Source organism: Variovorax saccharolyticus (assembly GCF_030316765.1).
Lineage (GTDB): Bacteria > Pseudomonadota > Gammaproteobacteria > Burkholderiales > Burkholderiaceae_C > Variovorax > Variovorax saccharolyticus.
The window spans coordinates 72,407-86,405 of the sequence record NZ_JASZYT010000001.1; the positions used below are offsets into that span (position 1 = coordinate 72,407).

At 69.4% G+C, this 13,999-nt stretch carries 12 protein-coding genes and 1 tRNA gene; 6 read left to right on the plus strand and 7 right to left on the minus strand.

From position 1 onward, the window contains the following. Window positions 1-8: 8 nt before the first annotated feature. The 3 genes from QTI45_RS00380 to radC all read right to left on the minus strand — a co-directional run bounded on the left by QTI45_RS00380 (window position 9) and on the right by radC (window position 3,295). Complete coding sequence (locus tag QTI45_RS00380; protein WP_286369222.1) at window positions 9-1,865, minus strand: sensor histidine kinase; 1,857 nt, start codon at window positions 1,863-1,865, stop codon at window positions 9-11. 11 nt (window positions 1,866-1,876) lie between these two features. Continuing rightward, a complete protein-coding gene (locus QTI45_RS00385) occupies window positions 1,877-2,548 on the minus strand; it encodes a response regulator transcription factor (RefSeq protein WP_286369223.1) in 672 nt (223 codons plus the stop codon). A 69-nt stretch (window positions 2,549-2,617) separates the two neighbouring features. After that, window positions 2,618-3,295 carry a RadC family protein gene (gene radC / locus QTI45_RS00390; RefSeq protein ID WP_286369224.1) on the minus strand — a complete coding sequence of 226 codons (678 nt, stop codon included), beginning with the start codon at window positions 3,293-3,295 and terminating at the stop codon, window positions 2,618-2,620. A 64-nt stretch (window positions 3,296-3,359) separates the two neighbouring features. Between radC and QTI45_RS00395 the strand changes: the two genes are divergently transcribed. From QTI45_RS00395 to QTI45_RS00405, 3 genes are read left to right on the plus strand one after another with little or no spacing between them, the layout of a single operon-like run. Continuing rightward, window positions 3,360-3,818 (plus strand): FKBP-type peptidyl-prolyl cis-trans isomerase, encoded by a 459-nt coding sequence (locus QTI45_RS00395; RefSeq protein ID WP_286369225.1) that lies wholly within the window; start codon window positions 3,360-3,362, stop codon window positions 3,816-3,818. After that, a complete protein-coding gene (gene ispH, locus QTI45_RS00400) occupies window positions 3,815-4,780 on the plus strand; it encodes a 4-hydroxy-3-methylbut-2-enyl diphosphate reductase (RefSeq protein ID WP_286369226.1) in 966 nt (321 codons plus the stop codon). Before QTI45_RS00395 ends, ispH begins: the two co-directional genes overlap by 4 nt. Beyond that, entirely contained in the window at window positions 4,777-5,742 is a 966-nt protein-coding gene (locus QTI45_RS00405; RefSeq protein ID WP_286369227.1) for a threonine/serine dehydratase, read from the plus strand. The genes ispH and QTI45_RS00405 overlap by 4 nt, the downstream gene beginning before the upstream one ends. Window positions 5,743-5,902: 160 nt before the next feature. On the opposite strand, the gene QTI45_RS00410 is transcribed toward QTI45_RS00405, so the two are convergent. After that, window positions 5,903-6,319 (minus strand): VOC family protein, encoded by a 417-nt coding sequence (locus QTI45_RS00410; RefSeq protein WP_286369228.1) that lies wholly within the window; start codon window positions 6,317-6,319, stop codon window positions 5,903-5,905. A gap of 63 nt (window positions 6,320-6,382) precedes the next feature. Between QTI45_RS00410 and serS the strand changes: the two genes are divergently transcribed. Together serS and QTI45_RS00420 are read left to right on the plus strand one after the other, a co-directional pair. After that, entirely contained in the window at window positions 6,383-7,714 is a 1,332-nt protein-coding gene (gene serS / locus QTI45_RS00415) for a serine--tRNA ligase (protein ID WP_286369229.1), read from the plus strand. Between the two features lie 45 nt (window positions 7,715-7,759). Continuing rightward, a tRNA-Ser gene (locus QTI45_RS00420) sits at window positions 7,760-7,849 on the plus strand. 181 nt (window positions 7,850-8,030) lie between these two features. On the opposite strand, the gene QTI45_RS00425 is transcribed toward QTI45_RS00420, so the two are convergent. The 3 genes from QTI45_RS00425 to QTI45_RS00435 form a co-directional block, all read right to left on the minus strand. Next, window positions 8,031-8,672 carry a GDSL-type esterase/lipase family protein gene (locus tag QTI45_RS00425; protein WP_286369230.1) on the minus strand — a complete coding sequence of 214 codons (642 nt, stop codon included), beginning with the start codon at window positions 8,670-8,672 and terminating at the stop codon, window positions 8,031-8,033. Between the two features lies 1 nt (window position 8,673). Further along, window positions 8,674-9,627, minus strand: coding sequence for a prolyl aminopeptidase (pip, locus tag QTI45_RS00430; protein ID WP_286369231.1), 954 nt, complete (start codon window positions 9,625-9,627; stop codon window positions 8,674-8,676). A 159-nt stretch (window positions 9,628-9,786) separates the two neighbouring features. Then, complete coding sequence (locus tag QTI45_RS00435; protein WP_286653269.1) at window positions 9,787-10,305, minus strand: Lrp/AsnC family transcriptional regulator; 519 nt, start codon at window positions 10,303-10,305, stop codon at window positions 9,787-9,789. A gap of 94 nt (window positions 10,306-10,399) precedes the next feature. Here QTI45_RS00435 and QTI45_RS00440 point away from each other — a divergent pair, with 94 nt between their 5' ends. Continuing rightward, complete coding sequence (locus QTI45_RS00440) at window positions 10,400-13,990, plus strand: indolepyruvate ferredoxin oxidoreductase family protein (RefSeq protein ID WP_286369233.1); 3,591 nt, start codon at window positions 10,400-10,402, stop codon at window positions 13,988-13,990. Window positions 13,991-13,999: the final 9 nt, after the last annotated feature.

Here is a 13,999-nt window from a genome sequence, read left to right on the forward strand (position 1 = left end):
AATGAGGTTCAGGCCGGGACGCTCGCCTCGATCGGGCATTGCAGTTCCAGCAGGGTGCCCGAGCTACCGGAGCGGATCTCGAGTGTGCCTGCCAGGCGCGCGGCGCGGGCGCGCATGCTCTGCAAACCCATGCCGCTGGTCGGCCGCGATCCGGCGTCGGCCGTGAAGCCGCGGCCATTGTCGTGGATCGAGAGCCGCAGCTGCCCGTCGGCGGCATCGATGCGCACCTCCACCCGCGTGGCGCCGCTGTGCTTGAGCACGTTGGCCAGCGCCTCCTGCAGCACGCGCAGGAAGTCCAGCCCGCGCTTGCCTCCGAGCCGGCAGCCCTGCAGGCGCTGGAGCTGCCAGCGGCACTCGATGCCGGCGGACTCCAGCAGGCGCGTGCTGCGATGGCGCAGCGGCACCAGCCGGTCGGCCAGTTCGTCGGTGTCGTCGAAGGCCGAGCTCTCGATGATCAGGCGCAGGTCGTCGTTGACTTCCCTGAGCGCCCAGAGCGCGACGTCGTCGCTGTCGCCTTCGGCCCGGTTGCCCAGCGAGTGGATATGGCTGCTCAGCGTCATGCCGAGGCCGTCGTGCAGGTCGCGCACCAGGCTCAGCCGCTCGGTCAGCCGGGTCTGCACCAGCTCGGCCGCGTGCTGCCGCTTCAGGCCGTCGGCCAGGCGCTGGGTCGCCTCGTCCACGCGCTGGTGCAGCTCGGCATTGAAATGCTCCACCAGCCGCATGCCCTTGACCATGCGCCAGGTCAGCGCAAACGAGATGCCGAGCAGCGTGGCGCTCGAGGACAAGGTGACGTAGTAGCGCGTGCCCGGCAGCCACTCGAGGAAGACCAGCGTGTCGTGCAGGCCGGCAGCGACCGGCAGCATCAGGCAGGCCGCCAGCACCGCGACTTCGAGCCGGCGGGACATGAAGGCGTGCCGGACGATGATCGCGCAGCTGGCGAAGTAGGTGAACAGCGCCAGCAGCACCGTGATGTCGCGCGCCGGCTCGAGCAGTGCGGTGGGCATCGCGAGCAGGGCCGCGAGCCCGGCCGCGGCCAGCAACAGCACCGTGCGCCGCGTTCGCGCTCGCGCCTTCTCGCAGAAGTGCAGCGCGAACATGAAGAAGCAGGCGATGCTGGCCAGCAGCGCCATATGGTTGGCGCGCTGGAAAGCCTCGGTGGTCGCGAAGGGCCAGCTGCCGAGCGCGACGTAGTTGTACGAATAGAACACCCACAGCAGCGAGAACAGGCTGAACCACCCATAGGAGAGCTCGCTGCGGCGCAGGAGCCACAGCATGCCGTACAGCACGCCCATGACCAGGGTCAGCCCGATGCCGAGCAGCGGCAGGGTGCGGCGCATCAGCAGCGACTCGCGATAGGCGGGGCGCAAGGCCTCGGGCGGGCCCAGGCTGACCGTGCCCAGCCCCGCCTGGTAGGTCGACAGGCCCGAGACGCGGATCAGCAGCTCGTTGGCGCCGGGCCGCAGCAGCGGCGCGTCGAGCACCCAGAAGCGCGGCAGGTTCCAGGACCGCGAGAGCGGCTCGACCAGGCTGGCGTCGCGTCCGATCAGGCTGCCGTTGAGATGGGCGGCGCCCGCCATGTTGATGTACTCGACCAGCAGGCCGAGCGGGCGTTGCGGCACGGCGCCGCCGTCCCCGGACCAGCGCAGCCGATACCAGACCACGCCATCGAAGCCGGGCCAGCGCGGCGCCCAGACATCGGGCAGGCTGACCGGAGTCCAGCCCCCGGTCGGTGGGGCGGTGGCGTTCCAGTCGGACCTTGCCGCCTCGATGCTGTCGAAGCCGTGGCCGCTGCGCGCCGGCGCCGTGCCGTGCGCCGCCGTCACGACCAGCAAGCCCGCCAGCAGCGCGCCGAGCAGCCGGGCCACGGCGGCGCGGATCAGGGCAGCAAACCCCGCGCCCGTGCGCTGTAGACCGCGCCAGCGCGTGATCGCACCGCGAGCTTGCGGTAGATGTTCTTGGCGTGGCATTCGACGGTGTTGATGGACAGTGAGAGGCTCTCGGCGATTTCGCGGTTGCTGTGGCCCTGCGCCACCAGCTGCAGCACCTCCGTCTCGCGCGCGCTCAGCTCGGCAGGGGCGGCGCTCGCCCGGGCCGCGCCGATGGTAGCAAGCGGGGCCGGCCCGGGCTGCGGCGCGGCCATCAGCTTGAGGATGCGCCTCGCGATCACGGGGTCGATCGGCGCGCCGCCGCGCTGCATGCTGCCCAGCGACAGCTCGAGTTCGACGTCGCTGCCGTTCTTCAGCAGGTAGCCGACCGCGCCGCCGCGGATCGCCTGCAGCACGGTGGCGTCATCGCCGAGGCTGGAGATCACCACCGCATCGACCGCCGGCGCATGGACCTGCATCCAGGGCAGCAGGTCGAGGCCGCTGCCGTCGGGCAGGCCGACATCCAGCAGGGCCAGGTCGAAGCGGCCCTGGGCCAGCCGTTCGCGCGCCTCGGCCAGCGAACCGGCCATGGCGCAGCGCGCCTGCGGTGCCGCCTGCGCGGCCACGCGCTCGAGGCGCGTCCGTACGTTCGGGTCGTCGTCGACGATCAGGATCTCTTCCATGGCTCGGCATTGTCGGGGCGAAGCCGATCATTCTTACATTTCGTATCAGGGGCCGCCTGATGGGTTGCTTTAGATCAACCCGCGTTCGGCCATGGAGAGCGTGCTCCCCCGCGCGACGATCACGTGGTCGAGCACGCGCACGTCGACCAGGGCGAGCGCCGCCTTGAGCGTCTGGGTGAGCGCCTGGTCGGCGCGCGAGGGGTCCACCGAGCCGCTCGGGTGGTTGTGCGCCAGCACGACGGCGGCGGCGTGATGGTGCAGGGCGCGCGTGACCACCTCGCGCGGATAGACGCTGGTCTGCGTCAGGCTGCCGCGAAACAGCTCCTCCATCGCGATCAGCCGGTGCTGCGCATCGAGGAACAGGGCGGCGAACACTTCATGCGGCCGGGCGGCCAGGTGCAACTGCAGGTACTGGGCCACGGCGCCCGGCGAGTCGAACACCGCGCGTTCCTTCAGGCGCTCGGCCATGGCGCGGCGCGCGAGTTCGAGCACTGCGGCCAGTTCGGCGCGCTTGGCCGTGCCGCCGAGTCCCTTGACCTGCCTCAGGTCGTCGAGCCCCGCATGCAGCAGGCCCGAGAGGCCGTCGAAGCGCTCGAGCAGCTCCTGCGCGAGCTGCAGCACGTTCTTGCCGCGCAGGCCGGTGCGCAGCAGCAGCGCCAGCAATTCGGCATCGGCCAGCGCACCGGCTCCCAGCGCGATGAGCCTTTCGCGCGGCCGCGCGCCATCCGGCAAGTCCTTGAAAGACATGGCGAACACGGGGTTCGAGCCCCACTCCCTAAAATAGAGCCCCAGTCTATAGGGCCCCTTCACCTTGTCTTCGATTTCCACCGCCGCCGTCGTCACGCCCGGTTCCTTCCTCACGCTGCATTACCGGCTGGCCGGCCCCGCGGGCGACATCATCAACACCTTCCACGACAAGCCGGCCACGCTGTCGCTCGGGACCGGCGAGCTGTCGCCGGCCGTCGAGCAGCGCCTGATCGGCCTGGCGGAAGGCGCGCACGCCACCTTCGAGCTGCCGGCGGGCGAGGCCTTCGGCGAGCGCAATGTCGACATGCAGCAATGGGTCGCGCGCAAGCTGCTGACCCAGATCGGCGACCCCGACGAGCAGTACGCCGTCGGCGACGTGATCCAGTTCCCCACGCCCGACGGCACCGGCAGCTATGCCGGCGCGGTCATCGAGTCGAACGAGACCGCGGTGCGCTTCGACTTCAACCATCCGCTCGCAGGTCAGCCCGTGACCTTCGAGGTGAAGCTGATCGGCGTGCTGTGAACGGCATCGAGGAAGTCATCCTGGCCGAGCCGCGCGGCTTCTGCGCCGGGGTCGACCGCGCGATCGAGATCGTCGAGCGCGCGATCGCCAAGTTCGGCGCGCCGATCTACGTGCGCCACGAGATCGTGCACAACACCTACGTGGTCAACGAGCTCAAGGCCAAGGGCGCGATCTTCATCGAGGACCTGGCCGAGGTGCCGCCCGGCGCGACGCTGGTCTTCAGCGCCCATGGCGTCAGCAAGGCGGTGCAGGCCGAGGCGCGCGAACGCGGCTTCGAGGTCTTCGACGCCACCTGTCCGCTGGTGACCAAGGTCCATGTCGAAGTGGCCAAGCTGGCCAAGGAGGGCTACGAGTTCATCATGATCGGCCACAAGGGACACCCCGAGGTCGAGGGCACGATGGGTCAGCTGTCGAGCGGCATCCACCTGGTCGAGGACGTGGCGGGCGTGGCGCTGGTGGCGCCGGCGCAGACCGAAAAGCTCGCGGTCGTGACGCAGACCACGCTGTCGGTCGACGATGCGGCAGAGATCTCGGCCGCGGTGCGGGCACGCTTTCCGAAGGTGCGCGAACCCAAGCAGCAGGACATCTGCTATGCCACGCAGAACCGGCAGGACGCCGTGAAGATGCTGAGTCCGCAGGTCGATCTGGTGATCGTGGTCGGCAGCCCGACCAGTTCCAACAGCAACCGGCTGCGCGAGCTCTCGCAGCGGCTCGGCACCGAAAGCTACATGGTCGACTCGGCCGCCGAACTGGAGCCCGAATGGTTCGAGGGCAAGACCCGCATCGGCCTCACGGCAGGCGCCTCGGCGCCCGAGGTGCTGGTGCGCGAGGTGATCGACCGCATCAAGGCGCTCGGCGCGGTGTCGGTGCGCAAGATGGACGGCATCCAGGAGACCCTCAAGTTCCCCTTGCCCAAGGGGCTCAAGCTCGACGACATCCCGCCGCCGGGGCACATCTCGTGAGCGGCGACTTGCAGCACGACTGGCGCGGCGACGTCGAGACCGCCGCGCGCCGCATTCGCGAGCGCGCGCCGCACTTCCTGCGCGAGACGCCGCTGTGGAAGCTCCCGGGCCGGGCGCTGGGCGTGGACACGCCGGGTGTCGAAGTCTGGCTCAAGCTCGAGCATCTGCAAGCCAGCGGCAGCTTCAAGGCCCGCGGCATGATGAACCGGCTGCTGGCCAACGAGATTCCGGCCAGCGGCGCCATCGTGGCCTCGGGCGGCAATGCCGGGATCGCCACCGCAGCGGCCGCGCAGGCGCTCGGCGTGCCTTGCGAAGTCTTCCTGCCCGAGGTGTCGCCGGAGGCCAAGCGTGCCCGGCTGCGTTCGCTGGGCGCCAGGGTAGTGGTTGGCGGTGCCGCGTACGCCGACGCGCTCGCAGCCTGCCTGCAACGGCAGCGCGAGACCGGCGCCTTGCTCACGCATGCCTACGACCAGCCCGAAGTGGTGGCCGGCGCGGGCACGCTGGGCCGCGAGATCGAGCAGCAGGGCGGCCTGCCCGACGCGGTGCTGGTGAGCGTCGGCGGCGGCGGCCTGATCGGCGGGCTGGCGGCCTGGTTCGAACGGCGCAGCCGCGTCGTCGCGCTCGAGCCCGAGCGCGCACCGACGCTGGTGCGGGCCCGCGAGGCGGGCGAGCCGGTCGACGTCGAGGTCGGCGGCATCGCGGCCGACTCGCTCGGCGCGAAGCGCATCGGCGCGATCGCCTGGGAGCTCACGCAGCGCCATGTGCGTGATGCGCTGCTGCTGCCCGACGATGCCATCCGCGCCGCCCAGTCGTGGCTGTGGAAAGAACTGAAGCTGGCGGTCGAGCCCGCTGCGGCGCTGCCGCTGGCGGCGCTGCAGACCGGCGCCTACGTGCCGCGCGAAGGCGAGAAGATCTGCCTGATCGTCTGCGGGGCCAACGTGGATCCGGCGACGCTGGCGTAAAGCTCGCCCCCAGGTTGGCTCACTTCGTGTAGCCGCCCACCCCCTGCCGGGGGCAACACCAGCGGCCCGGCGGAGCCGGTTCCGCGGTGTTTCACGAAGGGGCCAGGCTTCGCCGGCCGGTGTTTCCGTGCACCGTGGATCGCACGTGACGCGGGAACGCTCAGGCCTTGGCTGGTTCCTGTTCGCAGTTGACCATCCAGGGCACGCCGAATTTGTCCTCCAGCATGCCGAAGCCGGTCGACCAGAAGGTGGGCGCGTAGGGCATCGTGACCTTGCCGCCGGCGCCGAGGGCGTTGAAGAGCTTTTCGCCTTCCTTCACGTCCTTGGCCTGCACCGACAGCGAGAAGCCCTGGTAGCCCTTGAACGGATAGCCGGGCGGGGCGTCGGACGCCATCAGCTGCTGGCCGCGCGCCTCGAGCGTGGCGTGCATGATCTTCGCCTTGTAGTCAGCCGGCGTTTCGGCGCCCATCGGGCTTTCGCCGAAGGTCATGCTGAAGAGGATCTTGCCGCCCAGGGCCTGGGCGTAGAACGCCAGCGCCTCGGCCGCGTTGCCGTTGAAGGTCAGGTAGGCTTGCATCGCAACTCCTTCGGGGAATGGGTGGGCAGCGATGCGATGCTACGCGCACCTAAAATCACGTCCATGCTCGATATCACACTGTTACGCAAGGACCTGCCTTCGGTCGTTGCCCGCCTCGAAACCCGCAAGAAGAACCAGACCTTCCTGGACGTCGCCAAGTTCAGCGCGCTCGAGGCCGAGCGCAAGACGCTGCAGACCCGCACCGAGGAACTGCAGGCGCGCCGCAACACGCTCAACAAGCAGATCGGGCCCCTGAAGGCCAAGGGCGAGCCGGTCGACGCGCTGATGGCCGAGGTCAACGCGCTGAAGGCCGAGCAGGAGTCCTCGGCCGTCCGGCTCGATGCGATCCAGCCCGAGTTGCAGGCCTTGCTGCTGGCGGTGCCGAACCTGCCGCACGCCAGCGTGCCGGTCGGCGAGGACGAGCACGCCAATGTCGAGCTGCGGCGTTGGAGCCCGCAGGGCGGCGAGGGCGCGGCGGCGACTCCGCTCGGCTTCGCAGCCAGGGACCATGTCGATCTCGGTGCTCCGCTGGGCCTGGATTTCGAGATGGGCGCCAAGCTGTCGGGCTCGCGCTTCAGCGTGATGAAAGGCCCGATCGCACGGCTGCACCGCGCCCTCGCGCAGTTCATGATCGACCTGCAGACCGGGCAGCACGGCTACACCGAGTGCTACGTGCCCTACGTCGTCAATGCCGATTCGATGCGCGGCACCGGCCAGCTGCCCAAGTTCGAAGGCGACCTGTTCGCCGCCAAGAAGGGCGGCCAGGACGGCGAACCGGCGCCCGACCACTCGGCGCTCTACCTGATCCCGACCAGCGAGGTGCCGCTGACGAACTTCGTGCGCGACGAAGTGGTGGCCGAGTCGCAGTTGCCGATCCGCCTGACCGCCCACACGCCGTGCTTCCGCTCAGAAGCCGGCAGCGCCGGGCGCGACACGCGCGGCATGATCCGCCAGCACCAGTTCGACAAGGTCGAGATGGTGCAGATCACGCACCCCGAGCGCAGCTACGAGGCGCTCGAGGCCATGACCGGCCATGCCGAGGCGGTGCTGAAGGCGCTCGAACTGCCGTACCGCGTGGTGCTGCTGTGCACCGGCGACATGGGCTTCGGCTCGACCAAGACCTACGACCTCGAGGTCTGGCTGCCGGCGCAGGACACCTACCGCGAGATCAGCTCGGTGTCGAACTGCGAAGCCTTCCAGGCGCGTCGGCTGCAGGCCCGCTTCAAGAACGCGCAAGGCAAGAACGAGCTGGTGCACACGCTCAACGGTTCCGGCCTGGCGGTGGGCCGGGCGCTGGTCGCGGTGCTCGAGAACCACCAGAACGAGGATGGCTCGATCCGGGTGCCGGCGGCCCTGCGGCCCTACCTCGGCGGCCTCGAAGTGCTCGGAGGCTGAAAACGGCCGAAAAGTGCTGCTATAATCGTTGGCTCGACAGACACCGGAGAGGTGGCAGAGTGGTCGAATGTACCTGACTCGAAATCAGGCGTACTAGCGATAGTACCGAGGGTTCGAATCCCTCCCTCTCCTCCAGAATGGCCCCCACAAGGGGCCATTTTTTTTGCCTGTGCGTTGGCCGGATCGGCGCCTTGTTCTCCACCGCCCCCGTGGACAGCCCTGTGGACAAGCGCAGGGGTAACCGCGGGGAAGGGCTCCAGGCTTGGCTCGCGACACGATGCCTCTCAAACAGGCACCGGCCGCGCCGGAGGGGCGATCAGCGCCAGCCGGCGCTCTTGAGCTTGTCGGCCAGTTGCTGCGCCACTGCCGCATAGCCCTGCGCATTGGCATGGATCGGGTCCGAGCGCAGCGACGGATTCGACAGCACGGTGGCGTACACCTCGGGGATCAGCAGCACCTTTTCGGCCTTCGCGACCTCTTCGTAGAAGCCGGCATCGCTGAGCGATCCGATCGTGGCACGTAGGGGCTCGGGCGCCGGCGTCGCGATCAAGGCCACGTGGGGCGTGTGCGCCAGCGCCTGCCGCACGATCGCCGCCACCTTGTCCCTGGTGGCCTGCTGCGAGCCCCCACGCAGCATGTCGTTGCCGCCGATGCCGATCAGCACCGCGTCGTAGCTGTTGGCCGCCAGCAGGGCCTCGAGCCGCTGCAGGGCGCCCGCCGAGGTGTCGCCGTTGACGCCGGCGTTCTCGACCTGCCAGCCGGTCAGCTGTGCCAGCAGGGCGGGCCAGGCCTGGTCGGGCGCCGCGCCGTAGCCGACGGTCAGGCTGTCGCCCAGCGCCAGCACGCGCGCGTCGGGCTTCAGTGCGGCGACCGCCGGCGTGCGCTTGCCGCAGCCCGCCAGGGCCAAGGCCAAGGCCGACTGCAGGCCGGCGAGCGCGAGCAGTTGTCGTCGGTTCATTTCAGGACGAGGCAAAGCGGTCGGTGGCACGGATCAGCTGGTCGAGGATGCCCGGCTCCGACCAGGCATGACCGGCCCCTTCGATCAGGTGGAAGTCGGCTTCGGGCCAGGCCTTGTGCAGTGCGTGGGCGTAGCGCGCCGGGCAGGGCATGTCGTAGCGGCCATGCACGATGACGCCGGGGATGCCGCGCAGCCGCCCGGCATCGCGCAGCAGTTGGCCGTCTTCCAGCCAGGCGCCGTGCACGAAGTAGTGGTTCTCGAGGCGGGCGAAGGCCAGCGCGAAATGGTCGTCGCCGTGCGCGGCCGAAATCGAAGGGTCGGGCAGCAGCGTGATGGTCTCGCCCTCCCAGATGCTCCAGGCCCTGGCCGCCTCGAGCTGGCGTGCACTGTCGTCGCCGGTCAGCAGCTTGCGGTAGGCGCCGATCATGTCGCCGCGCTCGGCCTCGGGAATCGGCGCCTGGAAACGCTCCCACTGCGCCGGGAACATCTCCGAGACGCCGAACTGGTAGTACCAGGCAAGCTCCGCGCGGGTCACGGTGTAGATGCCGCGGAGCACGAGCGCGCTGGTGCGCTCGGGGTGCTTCTGGGCGTAGGCCAGCGCCAGCGTCGATCCCCACGATCCGCCGAACACCAGCCAGCTGTCGGCGCCAGCGAGTCCGCGCAGCCGCTCGATGTCGGCCACCAGGTGCCAGGTCGTGTTGGCCTCGAGCCCGGCGTGCGGCGTCGAGCGTCCGCAGCCGCGCTGATCGAACAGCAGCAGGTCGTAGCGCGAGGGATCGAACAGCCGGCGATGCTCGGGCGAGATGCCGCCGCCGGGCCCGCCGTGCAGGAACACGGCCGGCTTGGCGCCCGGCGTTCCCACGCGCTCATAGTAGATGGCGTGCCCGTCGCCGACATCGAGATGTCCGCTTTCGTAGGCTTCGATCGGGGGATAGAGGGTTCGGCGTTCGGTCATGGTCAGTGAGTGCGTGCCCTCGCATGCTAGCGCCTGGGCCCGGTGCCTCATTTGGAGGCATCGCGTTGCAGGCCCACGCTGGAGCCCTTCCCCCGAGTTGCTCCTGCCCTTGTCCACAGGGCTGTCCACGGGTGCAGTGGATGACTGTCAGGACGGTTTTTAGCGCCGCCGCCCGCGCGGCGCGGAAGCCGGCTGCGCCACCGGCTCGATCGGCAGTGCCACCTCGGACTTCACCTGCCGCAGCACGATGCTCGAGCGCACGTGGGTCACGCCCGGCAGGCTGAACAGCGTCTCGTGCAGGAAGCGCTCGTAGTGCTTCATGTCCTGCACCAGCACGGTGAGGATGTAGTCGGCCGGCCCGGTGGCCGAGACGCAGTTGATGATCTGCGGGCTGGCCGCGACCGCATCCTCGAAGCGCTGCACCTGCGACTCGCTGTGCCGGTCGAGGTTGACCTCGGCCACCGCCGCGACATGCAGGCCGACCTTCTCGCGGTCGATCACCGCGGTGTAGCCGCGGATCACGCCCGCTGCCTCCATGTCCTTGATGCGCTTCCAGCAGGGCGTGGGCGAGAGGCCGACGGCCTCGGAGATCTGCTGCACGGTCTGCCGCGCGTCGCGCTGCAGCTCGAAAAGGATCTTCAGGCTGTGGGCGTCAAGAAGAATGGAATCGGCGTTCATTGGCAATTTGGAGAATTTCATTCTCCAATCGGGTGGAATCGATAGTGTATTGAAGAAGCACTTCCTTCTTGGGCGATGGAACAATTTCCGCCATATGAAGAGCATTCCCCACGATTCGAAGGTCCTGCGCGTCGACTACAAGCTGAGCGACAGCCTGTGGGCGGCATCGGGCGCCGTCTTCCTGACCGGCACGCAGGCCCTGATCCGCGTCCTGCTGATGCAGCGCCAGCGCGACGCCGCGCGCGGCCTCGGCACCCAGGGCTTCATCAGCGGCTACCGCGGCTCGCCGCTGGGCATGGTCGACCAGGCGATCTGGAAGGCCGGCAAGGGCTTCGAGGAGGCCGGCATCCGCTTCGTGCCGGCCATCAACGAGGAGCTGGCGGCGACGCAGGTGCTGGGCACCCAGCGCGTGGAGTCCGATCCCGAGCGCACGGTCGAGGGCGTGTTCGCGATGTGGTACGGCAAGGGTCCGGGCGTCGACCGCGCCGGCGACGCGCTCAAGCACGGCAACGCCTACGGCTCGTCGCCGCACGGCGGCGTGCTGGTGGTGGCGGGCGACGACCACGGCTGCGTCTCGTCGTCGATGCCGCACCAGAGCGACCACGCCTTCATGGCCTGGAGCATGCCGGTGCTGCAGCCGGCTTCGGTGGCCGAGTACCTCGAGTTCGGACTCTACGGCTACGCGCTGTCGCGCTACTCGGGCGCCTGGGTCGGCATGGCTGCGCTGTCGGAAGTGGTCGAGAGCGGCAGCACCGTCGACCTCGACCTGATCCACGCCCGCGTCGCGACCTGGGCCGATGCCGACACGGTGCGCGCCGCCACCGGCCACCGCGAGCCGGCCGACGGCCTGCACTACCGCTGGCCCGACCTGCCGTCGCTGCGCATCGAGTCGCGCCTGGCCGACAAGCTCGAGGCAGTGGCTGCCTTCACGCGGGTCAACAGCATCGATCGCCACGTGATCGAGAGCCCGCAGGCCAAGGTCGGCATCGTGACCTGCGGCAAGGCCCACTACGACCTGATGGAGGTGCTGCGCCGCCTCGAGGTCACGCCCGAAGCGCTGGCGCGAGCCGGCGTGCGGCTCTACAAGGTGGGCCTGAGCTTCCCGATCGAGCAGACCCGCATCAAGGCCTTCGCGCAAGGGCTGGACGAGATCCTGATCGTCGAGGAGAAGGGCGCGATCGTCGAGACCCAGCTGCGCGACCTGTTCTACAACGCGCCGCCCGGTGCCCGCCCGGCGCTGGTCGGCAAGCAGGACCGCGACGGCCGGCCGCTGGTGTCGGCGCTCGGCGAGCTGCGGCCCTCGCGGCTGATCGAGCTCGTGGCGCACTGGCTCGCGGCCCATTTCCCGAACAACAGCGAGCTCGGCGACCACCTGCAGCACGTGCGCGACTTCACGCCGCCCGATCTGCTGAGCAATGACGGCGACTCGGTCAAGCGGCTGCCTTACTTCTGCGCCGGCTGTCCGCACAACACCAGCACCAAGGTGCCCGAAGGCTCGACCGCGCGCGCCGGCATCGGCTGCCACTTCATGGCCAACTGGATGGACCGCAGCACGGCCGGCCTGATCCAGATGGGCGGCGAGGGCGTCGACTGGGTCTCGCACTCGATGTTCACGCGCACGCCGCACGTGTTCCAGAACCTCGGCGACGGCACCTACTACCACTCGGGCTATCTCGCGATCCGCCAGGCGGTGGCGGCCAAGGCCACGCTGACCTACAAGATCCTCTTCAACGACGCGGTGGCCATGACCGGCGGCCAGCCGGTGGACGGCATCATCAGCGTCGATGCGATCGCGCGCCAGGTCGAATCCGAAGGCGTGAAGCAGGTGGTGGTGGTCAGCGACGCGATCGAGAAGTACGACGCCATCAAGGGCAAGTTCCCCGCCGGCACCGAGTTCCACGACCGCGCCGAGCTCGACGCGGTGCAGCGGCGCCTGCGCGAAGTGCCGGGCGTCACGGTGCTGATCTACGAGCAGACCTGCGCCGCCGAAAAGCGCCGTCGCCGCAAGAAGGGCGAGCTGGCCGACCCGGACATGCGCCTCTTCATCAACGAGGCGGTGTGCGAGGGCTGCGGCGATTGCGGCGTGCAGAGCAACTGCGTGGCGGTGCTGCCGCACGAGACCGAATTCGGCCGCAAGCGCAAGATCGACCAGACCAGCTGCAACAAGGACTATTCGTGCGCCAAGGGCTTCTGCCCGAGCTTCGTCGGCGTCAGCGGCGGCAGGCTGCGCAAGAAGAGCGGCGCGCTGGCGGCCGGCAAGGAGGCCTTCCTGCAGCACGTGGCGGCGCTGCCGCGGCCGGCGGCCCACGGCTGGACTGCGCCCTACGACCTGCTGGTCACCGGCGTCGGCGGCACCGGCGTGGTCACGGTGGGCGCGGTGATCGCGATGGCCGCGCACCTCGAAGGCAAGTCGGCCAGCGTGCTCGACTTCATGGGCTTCGCGCAGAAGGGCGGCGCGGTGCTGAGTTTCGTGCGGCTGGCCGACACGCCCGCGCGCCTGAACCAGGTGCGCATCGACACCCAGCAAGCCGATGCGATCCTGGCCTGCGACGTGGTGGTCGGCGCTTCGCCGGAGGCGCTGCAGACCGTGCGCCACGGCCGCACCCGCATCCTCGCGAACATGCACGAGATCCCGGTGGCCGAGTCGCTGCGCAACCCCGACGCCGACCTCAAGACCGCGCTGCTGCTCGAGAAGATGCGCTTCGTCGCCGGCCGCGGCCAGGTCCAGACCTTCGATGCCCAGACCTTGGCCGAGGAGTTTCTCGGCGACACGCTGGCATCGAACATCCTCGCGGCGGGCTATGCATGGCAATGCGGCCTGATCCCGCTGAGCCTGGAGGCGCTGACCCGCGCGATCGAACTCAACGGCGTCGCGGTGGCTTCGAACCAGATGGCCTTCTCGCTGGGACGGCTGGCTGCGGGCGATCCGCAGGCGATCGATGCCTTGCGCGGGGCAGCGGCCGTGCTGCCCGAGGACGAGTCGCTGGACGCGCTGATCGCACGCGCCATGCGCCACCTCGCGGCGTATCAGAACGCGGCCTGGGCGCAGCGCTTCGAGACCCGCGTGCTGGCGCTGCGCCGGCGCGAGGCCTCATTGGCCGGCGGCGATGCGTCGTTGCCCGTGACGCGCAATGCGGCGCAGAGCCTGCTCAAGCTCATGAGCTACAAGGACGAGTACGAAGTGGCCCGCCTCTACAGCGATGGCAGCTTCCGCGAGAAGCTCGCCGAGCAGTTCGAAGGCGATCTCAAGCTCGAATTCCACATGGCGCCGCCGTTCCTGGCGCGGCCGAAGAACGGGCAGCCGCCGGTCAAGATCCGCCTCGGCGGCTGGATGCTGCCGGCGATGAAGTGGCTGGCGCGCGGCAAGGCGCTGCGCGGCACGGCCTTCGACCTGTTCGGCCACACCGGGGAGCGCCGGCTGGAGCGCGAACTGATCGAGCGATTCGAAGCAAGGCTCGACGAACTGATGGCCGGGCTCGCGCCTGCCAACCAGCGCTTCGCGGCACAGATCGCCGCCGTGCCGCTGGCGATCCGCGGCTATGGTCACGTGAAGCTGGCCAACCTGGCGATGGCGCGCGGCCGCGAGGCCGAACTGCTGCACCGTTTTGCGCCCGAGCGCTATCCGCGGCCGGTGGTGGAGGCGAAGGCGGGGCAGATCCGGGGGATTGCGGTGGTGGCGCAGTGAGTCCATTCA

Bases quoted from the DNA above. Each gene is read 5' to 3' on its own strand.
- QTI45_RS00385 (WP_286369223.1), bottom strand. From the start codon at position 2,548: ATGGAAGAGATCCTGATCGTCGACGACGACCCGAACGTACGGACGCGC.
- radC (WP_286369224.1), bottom strand. From the start codon at position 3,295: ATGTCTTTCAAGGACTTGCCGGATGGCGCGCGGCCGCGCGAAAGGCTC.
- QTI45_RS00410 (WP_286369228.1), bottom strand. From the start codon at position 6,319: ATGCAAGCCTACCTGACCTTCAACGGCAACGCGGCCGAGGCGCTGGCG.
- serS (WP_286369229.1), top strand. From the start codon at position 6,383: ATGCTCGATATCACACTGTTACGCAAGGACCTGCCTTCGGTCGTTGCC.
- QTI45_RS00425 (WP_286369230.1), bottom strand. From the start codon at position 8,672: ATGAACCGACGACAACTGCTCGCGCTCGCCGGCCTGCAGTCGGCCTTG.
- pip (WP_286369231.1), bottom strand. From the start codon at position 9,627: ATGACCGAACGCCGAACCCTCTATCCCCCGATCGAAGCCTACGAAAGC.
- QTI45_RS00435 (WP_286653269.1), bottom strand. From the start codon at position 10,305: ATGAACGCCGATTCCATTCTTCTTGACGCCCACAGCCTGAAGATCCTT.
- QTI45_RS00440 (WP_286369233.1), top strand. From the start codon at position 10,400: ATGAAGAGCATTCCCCACGATTCGAAGGTCCTGCGCGTCGACTACAAG.